The sequence below is a fragment of the Gracilimonas amylolytica genome (genome assembly GCF_002911695.1).
GTDB classification, from domain to species: domain Bacteria; phylum Bacteroidota; class Rhodothermia; order Balneolales; family Balneolaceae; genus Gracilimonas; species Gracilimonas amylolytica.
In genome coordinates, this window is sequence record NZ_PQBS01000027.1 from 121,650 (window position 1) to 138,889 (window position 17,240).

Consider the following 17,240-nt stretch of genomic DNA (forward strand, 5'->3'; position numbering starts at 1 on the left):
CGGGTTTTTTTGTGGATTAGAAGTAATCTTTTCGTTTAATTGATTCGATTTTTAATCCAAATATTTTAAGATGAAGCATCTGTTACTTTCCACCATATTGTGTCTTCTAAGCCTCACCGTAACTCAGGTTAAGGCCCAGGACGTATTAACCCCAACAAACACAGAAAATATCAACGATCTGGTTGAAGCGGCTGTATCCAGTGATCTTGCCTGGAACCGTTTAAGCTATATGGCTGATACCTTTGGTCCAAGATTCAGCGGTTCCCAAAATCTGGAAGATGCCCTGGACTGGATCATACAGGAAATGGAAAAAGACGGTTTTGACAAGGTTTGGGCTCAGCCGGTGATGGTTCCTCATTGGGTCCGCGGAAAAGAAAAAGCCACTTTGGTATCTCCACGCGAGCAAGACCTTCCGATGTTAGGACTTGGTGGAAGTGTGGCGACACCTGAGGGCGGCATCACCGCTGAAGTCGTGGTTGTTAAAAGTTTTGAGGAACTTGAAAAGGTTAAAGATGAAGTGAAGGGAAAGATCGTTTTATTCAACTCCGAATTCACTTCTTACGGCCGCACTGTTCAGTATCGAATGAACGGAGCCATTGAAGCAGCTAAACTGGGTGCTGTAGCCAGTATCATTCGTTCCGTAGGCCCCTACTCCATGCAAACTCCTCATACAGGAACCATGAATTATGAAGATGGGGTTAAAAAGATCCCGCATGCTGCCATTACTGTTGAAGATGCCATGATGATACAGCGTATGTATGATCGGGGTGATGCCATCAGAATTCACCTGGAGATGAATGCCAGGACCTTGCCGGATTTTGAGTCTCGCAACATCATTGCTGAAATTAAAGGCACAGAGCACCCGGAAGAGATCATTGTGCTTGGTGGACATATTGATTCCTGGGATGTTGGTCAGGGTGTGATGGATGACGGTGGAGGAAGCATCGCTGCCTGGGAAGCTGTACGATTGATGATCAAAAACGGTATTCGCCCAAAGCGAACGGTCCGTGTTGTTTTATGGGCCAATGAAGAAAATGGTCTGCGTGGTGCCACTGAATATCATCGGTGGGTTAAGGAAGATGAAAAATCATTAGATGATCACGTACTGGCTATGGAATCAGATGCCGGAGTTTTCGATCCCATCGGTTTTGGTTTTACAGGAAGTGAACGTGGTTTTGAGATCCTTACCGAAATTGGTCAAACGCTGAGATCAATTGAATCCGGTGTGGTAACTAAAGGCGGTGGTGGTGCAGATATTGGACCGCTAATGAACGATGGCGTTCCCGGAATGGGATTGGTCGTGAATGGGGAAAAGTATTTCTGGTATCACCATACGGCCGCTGATACTATGGATAAGCTCGACAAAGACGACTTCAATGAATGTGTGGCTACCATGGCTGCCTTTGCCTATGCTGTAGCAGATATTGATGAGCGCCTTCCGAGATAATTTTCTTTTCGTGCTAAGTTTTACAACCCCGGTACCATTCAGGTGTCGGGGTTATTTTTTAGCCACTTCTTTTCCAGTTCATCCCCTGCCTTGATTGAGTTTTTCAACCATTCATATTTGAGTTGTTCCAGTTCATCCTCATCTAAACGCCAGCTTACCTCTGAGTTTCTGAGTCTCAATGTCACATCATACAAACAAATGGCTGCACTGACCGAAATATTGAAACTCTCACTGAACCCTGTCATCGGAATTTTTACGTACCCATCAGCCATCTCTTTAACCGTATCACTGATACCATCCAGTTCATTGCCAAATACCAGGGCTGTTTTCTGATCAACACTCAGGTTATTTAAATCTGTATCATTTTCGTGTGGACTCGTGGCAATGATCTGATACCCTTTTTCCTTCAGCGTATTGATGCACGAAATTGTGTTGTTTACACCCTTTTTGTTGAACCGCTGAATATTCAGCCACTGATCAGCTCCTATGGTTACCTGACTGGAAGCATCAAATTCATTGTCATTTTCAATGATATATACATCCTGAATACCAAATCCATCACAACTCCTCAAAACGGCACTGGCATTATGAGGCTGGTATATATTTTCAACTACCACCGTGATATGACGGGTTCTTTTAGCTGCTACCTCAGAAATGGTTTCCCAGCGTTCTTCGGTAGCAAATTCTCTTAAATATCCGGTTAATCTCTTTAGTTTTTGTTGTTCCATAGGTAACAAAAAAAAGTCCCTCAAATGATGATTTGAGGGACAATGATCTTTTAAATTAGTGTATGATCCTAATCACATCTGAATGCAAATCCTTTTTTACGGATCGTTTCAATGTAATCCACTTCAGTGTGTTCTCTGATCTTCTTCCTCAGATAACTGATGTACACATTGATATAATTCGTTTGCGTATCAAAATGGATATCCCATACCTTCTCAGCCAGCTCTTCCTGTGTGATCACCCGGTTACGGTTCTTCATAAAGTACACAAGTAGGTTAAACTCGTTATTGGTAAGCTGAACCGGTTCTTTATTGATCGTGAATTCTCGTTTCAGCAAATTCACCTTTAGTTCACCACATGAAATTTGCTGCTCACCACCCGACTCAGTCCGTCGCTTAATGGCGGTCATACGGGCGATCAATTCCTCAGTGTTAAAAGGCTTGGTCAGGTAATCATCGGCTCCAACTTTCAGCATTTTCACTTTTACGTCTGTCTCTTGTTCTCCGGAAAGAATAAGGACCGGCGTTTCAATATTGTTATCCCGAATATTCTTACAAACTTCGTAGCCATCTCCATCCGGTAATCCAAGATCCAGAATGATCATGTCATAATCATTATTTATGGCATGCGATTCTCCATCGGTTGCATTATCAGCAGTAGATACTGAGTTACCATTATGTTCCAGCACGGCTTTGACCAAGGTTCGTACTGATGGATCATCTTCTATGACAAGTATGTTCATTTTTTACCTGAAATTATTTAGTGATGATATGGTGAAATCAAGTAATACTTCACCATAAGAGCCGCCTTATTATAATTGTATTAAAATAACTTAACAAACATTAGAAACAAAGTATAACAAAAAATCACCTTTCCGAGTAATCAAGAGAATGCAACCACTCTACGGTTTCATTTATAAATACATCCTCCAGTTTATGTCCCGCATCAACAAGTCTGAATTCTGCTTTAAATCCATCTTTCTGTAATTGTTCCACACACTTCTTCTGGGGCTCAGGATAGACACTTGTATCATTACTACCATGCAAGGCAAGAATATTGATGTGGTTCGCTTTTGCTCTTTTTCCTTCAAAGGCTTCTGTTTTGATCCGGCCACCAATAGTAATCAGTTCCGTCAAGTATTCCGGTCTTGATAATGCAAAATAGCCCCCTAAGTAAGCCCCCATGGAATACCCAAACAGACAGGTTCTGTTTATTTTCAGATCTTCAGTAATATCATTCACCAATTTCTGAATGAATTCTGAAGCCTTTTCCATCGACTTTAGAAATTGCTCCTGATCCCCATCATACAAGTACCAGGCCCTTCCCCATTGCTCTACTTGACGATTTTGTTTCTTATCGTATATCGGATAAGGAGCCTGTATAAACAGATGATAGGCCTGAAATTCCAGCATTCTATGTACCTTCTTTTCCAGGTACTCAATGTTTTGGTTAAAGCCGTGAAGGTAAATGATCAATGGTTTTTCTTCAGTTAAACCTGTCTCAATAAGCTTGTAAGGCACATCGATCACAAACGAAGTGGTATCGGTCCTTGATTTTGTTGGCATGATCTCTAACAATCCATTTTCAAAATGGCCATCGGTCTATAACAACCTCAACAGCCGATTTCCTATTAATTACCGAAGTGATGCATAAAATGAGTATGATGATGTGAACAAACGGATTTAAGGTGAAGAAAAATTCTCCGGTGAAACCTAAGGTCATCGAATTGATCAATGTTTTCACCAAAAAGTAAAGAAGCTCAAAAAATACCAATGTGAAGAAAAAATTCATCACACCGATCACATAAGGATTTTTATCCTCATAGAGCTTTTGAATGACTTCAATGTTGGAATACTGACTACTCAGATCTCTATGCAGGTCAGCTTCTAATTCCTTTTCATCCAGCTTTTGTTCTATTTCATTCTTTTTCCTCATAAAAATACTCGATCATATTCCCATCAGGATCAGCAACAAAAAGAAAGCGGCCTTTTTTCCGATTTGCAGGTCCACTCATGATGGTCACTTCTTTTTCTCTGAAATATTTTGCGAGTTCATCTACTTGTTCCGGACTGTCTACATAAAACCCGAAGTGATCTACCCTGAAATCTCTTGAAGTTGGATCATAACTTGTTTCCGCCTCAACGATCACAAGGGTATCTTCTTCCCCGATCTTATAAACGGCCATACTCTGCCCCATGGTTCTTACTAACTCAAGGTCAAGTATATCACCATAAAACTCTTTGGAAGCATCAATACGGTTCACTCTGATGGTAATGTGATTCAGGCCGGTTGGTTTAAAATTCATATGCTGTATCTGATTAAGTTTATTTTTATTTCTGCGCTAAACATACAACCAACTGCTTAAATTCCAAACCAAAACATGAATTGCAGTTTGGTTTTTGAATGCTGTACTTTGATATTTGCACAGCTAAAATTAAATATAGTCTATTGTCTACATTATTTATCGTTGCCACACCCATTGGGAATTTGAGTGATTTTTCACCCCGTGCCGTTGAGGTGCTAAAAGAGGTGGATTATATTGCCTGTGAGGATACCCGCACATCCGGGAATCTGCTCCAGCATTTTGGTATTCAGAAACCTACTTTCTCGTTTCATCAGCATAATGAACACCGAAAAGTCGGGCACCTGACCAACATTTTGGATGCCGGTCAAAATGTGGCACTTATCAGTGATGCCGGCATGCCAGGTATTTCCGACCCCGGTTTTCTGGCTGTGCGTGAGGCTCAAAACCTTGGTCACACCGTGAGTGTTATTCCCGGCCCCGACGCTGCCACAACCGCTTTAGTGGCAAGCGGACTGCCTTGCGACCGATATGTATTTGAAGGATTTCTTCCCCACAAAAAAGGAAGACAAAAACGATTAGGCCAGCTGGCTGAAGACGAACGCACCATCATTATCTATGAAAGTCCTCACAGACTACTAAAATTACTCGGTGAAATTGAAGAACATTTTGAACCTGAAAGACTGGGAGCGGTAGCCCGGGAACTCACAAAAAAATTCGAGGAAGTGGTGCGTGGCACAATAAATGAACTCAAAACCGAGTTTGAATCCCGTGACAGCATTAAAGGCGAGATCGTGGTGGTTGTGGCCGGGAAAGGATATTCAGAATGAAACAGTGGTTTGATAATAAATGGGTGATCTCGATCACCGCGGGTATCTTACTGGGAATGAGCTTTCCTCCGGTTAATCTCTCATTCCTGAGTTTTCCGGCTTTTATTTTATTATTTCATCTGGTTCAAACAACAGACTCCTACAAGCAACTGGCTTACTACAGCTATGCGGGGTTTGTCATTTGGAATCTGATCGGAACCTATTGGTTGATGATGGCCAGCCTGCCGGCGGGAATTGCGGCTATTCTTGCCAATAGTGTGCTTATGACCATTCCCTTGTGCCTGGCCAAATTCTTTTCAGAAAAGAGTAAATTGCCTATTCTGATCGCGATATTGCAGGCTTCTGCCTGGGTAGGTTATGAATATCTTCACCATCACTGGGATCTTTCATGGACCTGGCTGGCTATTGGTAATGCGTGGTCAAACTGGATCGGGATCATTCAATATATTTCAGTGACGGGGTTTTTGGGGATCTCCTTCTGGGTGGTACTATCTTCTGCTCTCTTTTATCAGTTCTTGTTGAGAAGAGACAAATTTATGGCATACCTCACGTTATGTACTTTTCTGATATTTCCGTTCTGGTCCTTGATAGATTATGCGTCTTCCAATATAGAAACGCCACCTGAACAGGCCGTTGAAGTGGCTATTATTCAACCTAATCATGACTCCTATCAAGATTATGGTGGCATGAGTGGCCTGGGTGAGGTTATGGACAGCCTAATGAGCCTGACTGAAAGAACCATCACTGCAGATACAGACCTGGTCATCTGGCCAGAGAATGCTATTGATGGAGCCATATTTTCAAACTCACGTACAGCAAGACGATTAGCTGATTCTGCCCGCACGTGGAGCACTAATTTTGTAGTGGGAACCGGATTATTCAAAACCTATGATCCTGGTACCCGGGAGCTATACAGAGGGGTAGCCCCAAATTCAGGCCTTCCCTATAACTACTTTAACGCCACCCTCTTTGTTGATGAAAACGGTGCCATATCTGATTACGAAAAAGCCAACCTGGTTCCCATCGTCGAACGCATTCCATTTGTTGAACAACTCGCTGCCATCGATATATTTGACTGGGTGGATTGGGGTAGCATTGCAGGCTTTGGAAAAGGAAGCACTCCCGATATGATCGAAACTTCAAACTTTAGTACGCCCGGACTCATTTGCTACGATTCCGTGTACCCTTCCTGGATCCGTAATTTTGTAAGCAATGATGCTTCATTCATCACCATCATCACCAACGATGGCTGGTGGGGTAAAACATCGGGCCACCTGCAACACTTTGCCTATGCCCGACTCAGAGCCATTGAATTCGATCGGTGGGTCGCCAGGAGTGCCAATAATGGTATTTCAGGGATCATCGCTCCAAATGGTGAGATCATCAGTCAAACGGATTATTGGGTTCGAACCGGATCTGTCTCAAACGTGTACAACAGATACACAGAAACCCTTTACACCCGCTTTGGCGACTGGCTTCCCATATTTTGCCTGATGCTGACCGTTGGGTTCTTTCCCTACTTTTATCTCAGAAAAGAGGATACTGACCTATCGTGATTGAATAGCGATCCTGAAGTTAAATCTGATATCGTGATTGGTTCGTGGTGGAAAAGCAGAGGACTTCGGCGTTACTTTGGTGTAGGTATATTCAAAATTTGAGGTCACAGTCTGAGAAAACCGATAACCCAACACGATGGAGCCATTGATCCTTCGCTGACCGGTTATAAATGGATCCGTAAAATCATACAAGCTTACGTTTTGAACCGGATCAGGGTCACTCAGAGCCTGACTGATATCCTGATTCAGATAATACTTTTGCTCGGTATCATCGGCAAACCCACCATTTATAGTTACATCGATATTGTTTTTGATGCGTGGTAAAAAAGGCAATGTCACTCTCCTGAATGTATAATTAATGGAGGCCGTAAGTCCCTCTGAAAGTCGGTCAGTTACTGTTTTACTTGAAAGAGCAAGACTGCTTGTCTTACTGCGGTCAAAGCTGATCTGTGTTCTGAGATTGGACTCCCATGTTACATTCAGTTGTAAGAACGGTGAAAATCGCTGTTCGATATTGATAGAATTTGGTTCATAAAGATCCCTTCGGTCTATCAGGCTGAAAGCTCCAAGTCCCTGTTCAGACTGCAGGCCGGTAATACTGTTCAGATTCCATCCCAGGCGATAGCTTCCACTGTAGCTGTGAGTAATGGTGGCACGCCTCATGTTATCACCAATAAAAGGGATCACATTCTCCACCCCGGTCCAGGTCAATCTCCAGTTTGGCCTTGGTATCGGTGTGTATCCCTTCTCTCCAATAGAATTCACCCCACCACCCAGATAAGCCCTTCTGAAATCTTCCTCCAGGGTATTCCGGTTCAGTACAATTCGGCCATCTCCATTCCCACTCTCATCACTGATCATGTTCGTTCCATCAAGATCATCAAAAGCCGTTTGCAGTTGCCTTTCAAACAGATCCCTGTACCCATTTCCAAAAGCCCATACCGAAGAACTGATATTACCACTCGCAGAGATCGTCGAATTGATATCGCCACTCGCATTCAGAGCAAGGTTATCGGTTGTGCGTTCATCCCACTTGGTATCCCATGAAAGATCCAGCTTCAAATTAGTCAGAATATTGAGGCTGGTACCAAGCGTTAGGTTATCCGAATAGGTGTTGTTTTTAGGTAATGTGATGGTTCTTCCCTGTGGACTTTGACGGATCAATTGAGATATCGGTATCTCATCCTGTAAACCGATCCTATACCCAAAGGGTGGTGAAAAATGGTCTGAATCCGGGCTTCTGAATGTGTAATAAAGCTGGGAGTCGCCCCTATAGCCGGCCTGACTTGAGGTTTTGTTATCATTATAGGTGATGTCAATACTGCGCATGCTAAATAAAGCCAGAATGAATTTCCGCCCTATGTATGCCACATCTTTTGCCAGGTCTGGGTCAGAATCCTGAGAGTCGCTTCTCCTTGCTTCTGTTTCTTCCCGGTTCTTATCGATCATTTTACTGTAAAACGGCATTTTATCAAACAGATCCTCAACCTCAAATTTCAGGGTATGATCTATTCTAAAACTGTTTGCCACACCGGCTCCAAGCTGAGAACCTCTTGGACTGTTGGTCCAATTGTACCCTCCACTATATGAGGCGGTATAATTCATCCAGTTGAGGGCGGAAATATTATCAAACCTTGGTCGCCAGCTCATGGTGTAACTTTCCTCATAGTTTGAACGGCGTGCAGACAGCGAATCCGTGATGATCTTATTGAGAACCTCAAAGGTCGGAACGACTCTATATGAAAGACTATCGACTTCATTCCCCGTGACATTTACATCCTCCCGGCCGGCTCGCGAGAGGTCATATCCGGTACTGCTTCGGAATGAGATCGGAATACTTGGAGTGAGATTGTAATTGAAGCCAAATGAAGACCTTTGGTTAAAGGTGTGACTTTGCTGAAGGGGTTGCAGACCCTGTGTTCCATTTACATCAGCAAGATTTCTGCGCCTTCTTTCAGAGTAAGATCGGTTCAAGTTAGCTGATGCATTTACGGACGAAGGCATATAACCTAATCGAATCCCGGATAGAATATTTAGCAGAGGAACCTCTTCAGTAAAACCAAAGGGACGCAGTAACCCTACATTATTAAACGATAAATTATACTGAACGGATGAAGTGTAATTCCAATCATTTTGAAAAAGGGTCTCCGGATTTTTGGAATTTCCTTCATTGTACACATAGCTCAGCTTGGTTCGGTCGATAGTGTATTGAGCCAGCTTACTCTTTGAATTTTGCTTGGAGATATTAGCCACATTCACCGAAAAATTATTCCTGACCGTCTCTATCTCATCGATTCTCTGATCAATGATCTCTTCTTTTTCAGATTCAGATAGTTGCGAGTTATTATTTGTGGCATTCTTGAAATCCTCAAGCCTGATATCCCCCTGATTCGGCAAAAACTTCGGGGTGGATACATTTCTTCGGGTTGAAACCGTAACCGGAAAATTCCACCCATATCGGTCCGGAACCAGTTTATGAAGATTAACTGTGGAACTCAGATCATATCCGACATCATCTGATATACTTCGCTGACCCAATCGGGATTCCAGGCCTCCAAAACCATTGGTAGTTCGCGTGAAATTGGTATTGACCGTGGCAAAATCAGCCAGCTTAAAACTGGCTTTGGCATTCGCCTTCCACCCTTTTTCATTATCAAAACCAGAAACCCTCAATTCATTCAGCCAGAATTCTGCGTTCAGGTTGGGTACGCCTTCAGAATTCACATCTGTTGGGTCGAAGGGATTCCTGATACCCATGGCCAGCTCCGAGATCCTTCCTAACGATGGATTACCCTTTATAGCTATGACCGCGCCGGGTACAGCTTCGTCTCCTTCAACAGACAATGGTAATTCAAATTTTTGATTAAGGTCACCGCTCCCCTGTTGATCCCGAAGTTGCTTGAGTTCATTGAATGCCGAAAGAAGCACATTCATACTATTTTCTTCATACTTCCAGACTTCCTCAGCATCCCCTTCAAGGCTTCCGGCAGCATCAGGACTATAAGCTGAAAACGGGAAATTTGGATCAGACGGCGTTACCGGTTGTCGGTATTCGTAGTAGTTGGCATTCAGGTCGGTTCCCATTCTGATCACCAGTTCTGCATGGTTGCGCTCTTCAGGTCCATCCCCATAACCCTCTCCGTGCACGAACATGCGCATATTTGAGTAATTTAGAAGGTTCAGTCCACCGGGATATACTTTTTTTACCATCTGAAGCTCTCCGGCACCAAGTCCTTCAACCCCAAGAATGATAGACTGTTCATTTTGAAGGGTTTGAACCTGAACTCCCCTATCCAGGGCTCTGATCGCTCCATCCGGTTGTCTGTATGGGATCGGTGTTCTGTTAGCATTCTCTTCGATATTGATGGTTGCTACACTGAATTCACCGGTTGCATTCTGGGTTTCCTCAATATTTTCAACCTTCCGCCACTGACTCCCTATAAACTCAAAACTGGCAAAACGTAATGTAAATGGCTTTTCGTAACCCGACATCCACATTCTGATGTGGCTGATATTCTGAAAGCCATCTATCTCCCCAACCTTTCGTGTAAATTCTGAAAGCGGGATCCGAACCAAATGCCACCGATCCTGTTGCCTGTCGCCCGGTACCTTATCCACAATGTATGTACCCGGACTTCCGATCTGTAAACTGCTGAAATCAGCCGGGTTAAGATCTACTTCGTACTGATAGTAGTTATTATTGGTCTCTATATTCGCGCGGCTTACCAGTCCTTCTGAGTCCGGCCTTGGAGTGATCGCTCTTGTATCTCCTCCCGCCGTTGGTGTATTGCCCTCATGATAGCCGAGTAAACGGTGAAATCTTTTGTGAAGCGGTAAATTCTGTACCTTCGATTCTCCATAAAACACATAATCATCATTGGATGGATCCGCCAAAATGGATTGAAATTCCTCACTGCTTCCTCCGTAGGCTACCCGCATGGAATCAATAAAAGGTGCGAAGAGAGCCGTTTCTACTTTTTGGGCATCAAAGCCGTTTGCACTTGGTACTCCATCAAACCCAACATCCTCAAGCTGTCGATTTTCGTTAGAGAATTGCCCCTGGGGAGCTGTTGGATTTGCCGGCACATACGATCGCGCATTCTCGCCAAAACTATCCAGTTCCAGGTTAGCCAGATTATTAGCCAGTCCATCCTCAGAATTAAGATCAAAGTTTGGTACCACATCCTCAGAGATCGTCCCCACATCAATATAGATCTTGCCATCATAGCTCTGAAGATCCCCGGCGGTAGGTGGCTGCCCATTTGGTAAGATAGGTTGAACCCAGAATTCGATAAATTCCACATTGTTCTGAGTAAGGTCTTCCTGCCCCGAAGGAACGGCAGCTGTCATACCTCCCCACTGATTTTCCGGGTTGTTCTCCAGATCATCCCTGAGATTCATGTTGTAGTTGTAGGGGCCACGAACCGTCGGGTCATAATAGATATCTAAAGTGTTGATCACTTCATCCTGGGCCAGATTGGTCTCCCGCCCCGGAAAGACATTTTCCGTAAGCACCACTTCAGATTCAGGAGTCACCTCAACCCCACCCAAAATACCGCTTATATTACGTGGTATTGTGTACCAGGCAAACTGCGAACGCAGATCAGAGCGGTCAATTTTTGATTCGAGAGTATTTAGCGGTGTGATCTGTGGATCCGTGAAATAAGCCTGATCAGGAGTGTATCCCGGGATAGCTGCCGGTGCAGCCGCAAGATTCCATCGCGTAGGGCTCATAAACGAAATGGTCAGCTCTGAATCTTCAAAATCATCGATGAAAACAAGCCCATTCTCTTCATCGCTGTAAAGATCTCCTTTGTCGATCGCATCCCTCACGGCATTGGTTTGTGAAACGCCGGGTCGCAATTGAGCCACCTCGCCACTTACCTCAATATTGGAAGGTTCTTTAGTCTGAAGTAAGGGTACCTTATCGATCGCTCGGGTTAGCCATGGCGTCTCAAACGAAGCCTCGGCATCCATTCCAAGTATGGTGTTGTTTATCGTTTCGTTTCCAATACGGATCTTATCGGATAATGGCTGTTCCTTCAGTTTGAAATAGGTACTTCCGATACGGATATCGTCTGTAAACTCGTACTCAGCCCGTAAACCGGTAAAATTCTTCTGCCCGATCACATTAAGCTGATTATTCTCATACTCGATCCTGATATCCTGCCCGGATGCCAAATATCGGTCATTCAGAATGGTGATATTCCCAAACGAATAATCCACTTCATAATCCACTCCCTCTATGAGTTCGGTTCCATTCGCAAATACTTTAACCGACCCTTCCACCAAACTGATACCCAGTGAAAAATTCCCGGAAACTCCCCCGCTTGATACTCCATCGATCCGATAAAAATTATTCTTATTGGATTGATCAGCCGTGTTCTGCCTCTCAGTATAAAGCTCACTGTATGTCACTGATTCGATAAGCGAATCAGAAGCCCCTGTTTGTTCCAGTAACGTTCGAATACGTGCTCCAAATGGCTCGAGATAGGGAAACATGATGGTTCCGTTTCTCGCATTCAGTACAATGCCTGAGAAATCAATGATGTTATCGGGGTTGACGGCTCCCTGCGTATCCGTTCTGTCCAGACCAAGATCCTGAAGCAAGGTCTGGTTTCTGCCCGGAAGGTTGGTTTCATCCACATTTCCGGTCGTGTAATTGATCTCCACTTCCAACCCATCTTGAGTTACGTTTGAAACCCCAAGGGAATAGAAATTTCGCATGGTTAATGGCCAGGAACTAAGGTCAGGCGTCGGGTTATTGGGCCGGATCAGTTTCAGATAGGTCAAACCGGTGGATTGAGGGTTAACATCTCCTACCACCACATTACCGGTACCTTCCCCGGGCACTCGCTCTCTTACGAATGATACAGCCAGATAGGAACCCGCATTCAGGTTTCGGTTCAGGCTGATATAACCCAGCGTTTTATTGACCGTGTAATCACTTCCCTCCTGCAAAGGCCGAAAATATCCGTTATAAAAGTCGTTTCCACTCACATTAAAAGATTCAGCTGAGGCACTGTTGTTACCCCGGTTCGCCTCAAGAAGGGCATCATCTATGCTGTCCAGTTCCGGATCGGGGAGCCCGTATGTGCCATTACCGTTATCAACAACTCCAAGGTCAACAAAGGCCGCTGCCCTCACCGCTTCTGGATCCGTAGTATTAACCTGGGGTTCAGAGATCCAAACCTTCATATCAGAGATCTGATAGGCTTGACCCAGCTGCTGAGGATCAGCTACATTATTTTCAAACTGCTGCCGGTTGTAGAAATCAATAAAAAAGTGACGATTGTTTTGGTATTGAGCCGGACGCAGTGAAAACTGCGTCTCCTGAGCACCGCCCGTAATGGTCTGGGTCTGACTTTCACCCTTTTGTTGAGATAACACGGATGTCATCTTCAGGGAACCGATCTCTGCCACCGACTTTATCCCAAACAGAGAGGCACCACCGCGGATCAGGGAATTACCTGTTTCCATCGAGACGTTTCCCAGCTCAATGGATTTTATGATCTCATCCTCATAGCCTTCGTAAATAATATTCAGCCGGTTCTGGAAGTCGAAAGCTCGCTCGGTATCCCAGTCAGTGGCTATCGTGAGTTTATCCCCAATAGTACCCTGAATGTTAAGCTGTAAGTTTTGATTGAATGTAGGATCAATTCTTCGCTGCAGGTCAGGCTCAATAGTGGGATCATCAATATTCTGGATCGAAACCCCCACATTCATATTGGCCGTACCGTTTACCGTTAGGTTTACCTCCGGTTTACCAAAAATAGAACTGAATACGGATGCCTCTCCACCCGGTATCTGAAGGCTGAAATCAAGCAGGCCACGTTCATCGCCGGTCATCCGCTTCCCTTCTTCGATCAACGTATATCGAATTTCCCGTTTTTGCTGTTCTCTTCTGAGGTTGACATACTCTTCAAAAGAAAGGATCACCGGAGGAGATACCATTTGTGAACCGAACCTGTGGTTGATCCGATAGGTAGCCATTGAATCCCATTCAACATCAAAGCGCTCATTTTGACTCTGTATGTAATATAATTTCGGTCGGGTGACCGCCGTTGGAAACCTGCCGGAAGGTTTGAAGATCAGTGAGTCGGATAAAGCGGTTGAATCAGCGGCAGTCGTATCCACTGCGATGGCACCACGATCCTGGGCATAGGACGTACCAATGGCTAAAACCCCATTCAACACACAAACGAATGGTAAATAGTAAACTAACTTTAAAAAAGAATACACCGGATATGTAGTGGCTCGGTTATTACTTATTTTCTGTAGCTTTAGGCGATAGGCTGAAGTGGTTTTCTTTTTTAATTTGCAGATGAATGTAAATGGTTGCAAACGATAATACCATATATTTGAATATGTTGAAAATGGAATCATAAATGATTTTTGGCATTCTACTGTCAATCAAACGATATTTCTCCCTTAACAAAAACTATAGATTACAGCACTGTGGCGTCCAAAATAAATAAACTTCAGGTCGACCTGCTCAAAAGGCACGTTAACCCCTTTCTGTTTTGTTTTTTTACGCTGATGTTCCTGTTGCTGATGCAGTTTCTGATCCTGCATATCGATAACCTCATTGGTAAGGATATTCCCCTCTCGGTTATCGCAGAACTCATTGTTACCAACCTGGCTTATATGGTTGTGCTGGCCGCTCCCATGGCCGTATTGGTCGCCACACTGATGGCCTATGGTAAATTCTCCGAACTCAATGAACTGACCGCCTTACGCGCATCCGGTATCAATCCGCTTAAGATCATTCGTCCTGTACTCGTAACCTCCGTCCTTTTGTTTGTTGGTTTAGCGTGGTTCTCAAACAACGTTCTGCCGGAAGCCAACCAAAAAGCCCGATCTCTGTTCATCGATATCAGGGTTAAAAAACCGGGCTTTGACCTTAAACCCAACATCTTCTACGATGGCATTGAGGGATACACGTTTTTAGTGGAAGAGATCGATGGAACCACAGACAGCTTGTACAACATTACTCTTTTTCAGGATCCGGAAAATAACCGGGATCGTATGATCATCACTGCTGAAAAGGGTTTATTGGTGAGTAAAGGGGATCAGGCTCTTGATTTACACCTTATTAATGGGAACAGCCTGAAACACACGCAGGCCCGGAGAAACAATAAAGGATCCATCGAGCGGAATACTTTTGACAAGCATATTATGACCCTGGACCTCTCTGATCTCTCTTTCATGCGGTCGGATCCGGACGAACGAAATAAAAGTGACCGTACCATGAGCTCCCGAACCATGCTGGCCGTGGTCGACTCACTCAACAAAGAGATCGATCAACAGCTTGGTATGCTGGTCAATGATAAACCCGTTTATCCAACAGAAGTTTATCAGGGTGAAGAATCCTTTTTTTCCTCAAAGCTTGTACTGCCTTCTCACCTCGACTCCATTCCCGGGTCAAATTCCGACTACGTGATGGTCAATCATTTTGATAAGGCCGATATTCAACGACGCTTGGTAGAGGAATCGACTCGCAAGATCAGAGAGTATCGAGGACGCATTGAATCCATCAAAGCCAATGTGGAATGGAGGGAAAAACGTATTGCCCGCTATCTCGTTGAGGTCCATAAAAAACTATCTATTCCATTTGCCTGCGTGGTTTTCATCTTATTCGGTGCACCGGTGGGAATTATGACCAAACGGGGTAACTTTGGTTATGCTGCTCTCATCAGTACCGTGGTTCTGACCTTCTACTGGGTATCCCTCATACAGGGAGAAAAACTGGCCGACCGCCTGATGGTGACACCCTTTGTTGGTATGTGGACCTTCAACATCCTATTATCCATTGCAGGTATTTACCTGATCATTCATCTTTCAACCGGCTTCAGCTTTAAAGACCTATTCCGAAAACAGTGATCAACCGATTTGACCGATACATATTTTTCCGACTGCTGACCATTACCGTATTTGTACTGGTGATGCTGATCTTCATTTTCATTATGATCGATTTTTCCGAGAATAGTGATGATTTTGCAGATCAGGGGGCCGAAATGGGTCAGATCTTCAAGAATTACTACCTGAACTACATTCCTGAGATGACACGCCTGGTGATCCCGGTGGCGGTTTTTGTGGCCTGCCTGTTCTTAACGGGACAACTCTCTGACCGGCTTGAGATCACAGCCCTGAAAGCGGCCGGGGTAAGTTTATACCGGCTTATTGTGCCCTACCTTGTTTTTGCAATACTTTGCGCATTGGGCATCAGCTACCTGGATGCAAATGTGATACCCAGATCGAATGCAGAACGTATTGCCTTTGAAGAGCGATACCTGAAAAATAAATCGGAAAAGATCGATCAGAATGATATTTACAGGCAACCCTCACCTCATACAAAACTTCAGGTCAACTACTTTGATAAGAACAAGAATATAGCCTACCGTGTACAGCTACTTGAGTTTGAGGGCGATCGGATCACACGTACTACCAATGCCAACCGAATGGTGTGGATCGATTCCACCCAAAGCTGGCAGATGGAGGTCGTTAAAGAGCTGGTTTTCAATGAAAATAGCTACACCGAAGAATCTCATACTACCAAAGATACCGTGATCAACGTTTTTCCGAGAGACCTGGCCCGTACAACCTCGGATATTTATCAGCTTACCTACGCAGAAGCCATAGATTACATTGCATCCATTGAGCGAAGTGGAGCCGGCGGCATTGAGATCCCTCAGGTTCAGTTGTTTGGAAGAATGGCTTACCCTTTCTCTATTATCGTTGTCATTATAGTTGGTTTTGCCTTTGCCAGTGTGCGCCGCAGGGGTGGAAAAGGAGCTTATCTTGCAGCAGGACTCACCATTAGTTTCCTTTACTTGGCTTTTATGAAGATCATTGAACCCTTTGGGTATTATGGGACACTATCTCCCGAACTTGCAGCCACCCTTCCCCATATATTCTTTTTCCTCTTGGGGATAGGATTACTGATCGAAGCCAAAAAATAATTTCAACATTCAGTGTTAAAAAGTTGAATGCCTGCCTACCGATGAGGCAGGCTCGATATTCCTAAGCCTCCGGCTGTGGTCCCCGATACATATGCATATCCACCTTATCCTTCGAGCTGATGGCTCCGTGTTCCTTTTCATACCTTGCCACATTATCGTTGAGGGCATTGGCCAGTCGCTTGGCATGATCCGGTGTCAGGATCATTCGTTTGACCACTTTGGCTTTGGGCAAACCGGGCATCACGGCAATAAAATCCAGTATGAATTCTGAAGGAGAATGGGTGATCATAACCAGGTTTGAATACGTTCCGGTTGCTTCCTCCTCTTTGAGTTCGATCTCCATTTGTCCGGGATTCATCGTCTGATCTTTCTTATCCATTTGATTGGCTTTTTTTAGAAATTAATTACTTACGGCTG

General features: G+C 44.3%; 12 protein-coding genes. 5 read left to right on the top strand and 7 right to left on the bottom strand.

From position 1 onward, the window contains the following. Positions 1-70 precede the first annotated feature (70 nt). Positions 71-1,447, top strand: coding sequence for a M28 family metallopeptidase (locus tag C3B73_RS06725; RefSeq protein ID WP_103664830.1), 1,377 nt, complete (start codon positions 71-73; stop codon positions 1,445-1,447). Positions 1,448-1,485: 38 nt separating this feature from the next. Here the strand turns inward: C3B73_RS06725 and C3B73_RS06730 are convergent, their stop codons facing one another. From C3B73_RS06730 to C3B73_RS06750, 5 genes are all read right to left on the bottom strand, one after another. Beyond that, positions 1,486-2,175, bottom strand: a complete 690-nt coding sequence (locus C3B73_RS06730) for a TrmH family RNA methyltransferase (RefSeq protein WP_103664831.1) — start codon at positions 2,173-2,175, stop codon at positions 1,486-1,488. 68 nt (positions 2,176-2,243) lie between these two features. Further along, the gene (locus tag C3B73_RS06735) at positions 2,244-2,915 is read right to left on the bottom strand and encodes a response regulator transcription factor (protein ID WP_103664832.1); all 672 of its coding nucleotides are present in this window, start codon (positions 2,913-2,915) and stop codon (positions 2,244-2,246) included. A gap of 124 nt (positions 2,916-3,039) precedes the next feature. After that, positions 3,040-3,738, bottom strand: a complete 699-nt coding sequence (locus tag C3B73_RS06740; protein WP_103664833.1) for an alpha/beta hydrolase — start codon at positions 3,736-3,738, stop codon at positions 3,040-3,042. A 19-nt stretch (positions 3,739-3,757) separates the two neighbouring features. Continuing rightward, entirely contained in the window at positions 3,758-4,108 is a 351-nt protein-coding gene (locus C3B73_RS06745; RefSeq protein WP_103664834.1) for a hypothetical protein, read from the bottom strand. Then, positions 4,092-4,478 carry a VOC family protein gene (locus tag C3B73_RS06750; RefSeq protein WP_103664835.1) on the bottom strand — a complete coding sequence of 129 codons (387 nt, stop codon included), beginning with the start codon at positions 4,476-4,478 and terminating at the stop codon, positions 4,092-4,094. Before C3B73_RS06750 ends, C3B73_RS06745 begins: the two co-directional genes overlap by 17 nt. Positions 4,479-4,621: 143 nt before the next feature. Between C3B73_RS06750 and rsmI the strand changes: the two genes are divergently transcribed. Together rsmI and lnt are read left to right on the top strand one after the other, a co-directional pair. Next, positions 4,622-5,305: a 16S rRNA (cytidine(1402)-2'-O)-methyltransferase gene (gene rsmI, locus C3B73_RS06755; RefSeq protein ID WP_103664836.1), complete on the top strand. Its 684-nt coding sequence runs from the start codon at positions 4,622-4,624 to the stop codon at positions 5,303-5,305. Further along, a complete protein-coding gene (gene lnt, locus C3B73_RS06760; RefSeq protein WP_103664837.1) occupies positions 5,302-6,861 on the top strand; it encodes an apolipoprotein N-acyltransferase in 1,560 nt (519 codons plus the stop codon). The genes rsmI and lnt overlap by 4 nt, the downstream gene beginning before the upstream one ends. On the opposite strand, the gene sov is transcribed toward lnt, so the two are convergent. Further along, entirely contained in the window at positions 6,853-14,055 is a 7,203-nt protein-coding gene (gene sov / locus C3B73_RS06765; protein WP_103664874.1) for a T9SS outer membrane translocon Sov/SprA, read from the bottom strand. The two genes, lnt and sov, sit on opposite strands and share 9 nt — an antisense overlap. Before the next feature lie 264 nt (positions 14,056-14,319). Between sov and C3B73_RS06770 the strand changes: the two genes are divergently transcribed. Next, positions 14,320-15,744, top strand: a complete 1,425-nt coding sequence (locus tag C3B73_RS06770) for an LptF/LptG family permease (RefSeq protein WP_103664838.1) — start codon at positions 14,320-14,322, stop codon at positions 15,742-15,744. Beyond that, positions 15,741-16,823: an LptF/LptG family permease gene (locus C3B73_RS06775; RefSeq protein ID WP_103664839.1), complete on the top strand. Its 1,083-nt coding sequence runs from the start codon at positions 15,741-15,743 to the stop codon at positions 16,821-16,823. The genes C3B73_RS06770 and C3B73_RS06775 overlap by 4 nt, the downstream gene beginning before the upstream one ends. Positions 16,824-16,884: 61 nt before the next feature. Here the strand turns inward: C3B73_RS06775 and C3B73_RS06780 are convergent, their stop codons facing one another. Then, positions 16,885-17,202 carry a DUF3467 domain-containing protein gene (locus tag C3B73_RS06780; protein ID WP_103664840.1) on the bottom strand — a complete coding sequence of 106 codons (318 nt, stop codon included), beginning with the start codon at positions 17,200-17,202 and terminating at the stop codon, positions 16,885-16,887. Between the last annotated feature and the right edge of the window lie 38 nt (positions 17,203-17,240).

Excerpts from the sequence above, each read along its gene's own strand:
- C3B73_RS06725 (WP_103664830.1), top strand. The coding sequence starts at position 71 with ATGAAGCATCTGTTACTTTCCACCATATTGTGTCTTCTAAGCCTCACC.
- C3B73_RS06730 (WP_103664831.1), bottom strand. The coding sequence starts at position 2,175 with ATGGAACAACAAAAACTAAAGAGATTAACCGGATATTTAAGAGAATTT.
- C3B73_RS06735 (WP_103664832.1), bottom strand. The coding sequence starts at position 2,915 with ATGAACATACTTGTCATAGAAGATGATCCATCAGTACGAACCTTGGTC.
- C3B73_RS06740 (WP_103664833.1), bottom strand. The coding sequence starts at position 3,738 with ATGCCAACAAAATCAAGGACCGATACCACTTCGTTTGTGATCGATGTG.
- C3B73_RS06745 (WP_103664834.1), bottom strand. The coding sequence starts at position 4,108 with ATGAGGAAAAAGAATGAAATAGAACAAAAGCTGGATGAAAAGGAATTA.
- C3B73_RS06750 (WP_103664835.1), bottom strand. The coding sequence starts at position 4,478 with ATGAATTTTAAACCAACCGGCCTGAATCACATTACCATCAGAGTGAAC.
- lnt (WP_103664837.1), top strand. The coding sequence starts at position 5,302 with ATGAAACAGTGGTTTGATAATAAATGGGTGATCTCGATCACCGCGGGT.
- C3B73_RS06780 (WP_103664840.1), bottom strand. The coding sequence starts at position 17,202 with ATGGATAAGAAAGATCAGACGATGAATCCCGGACAAATGGAGATCGAA.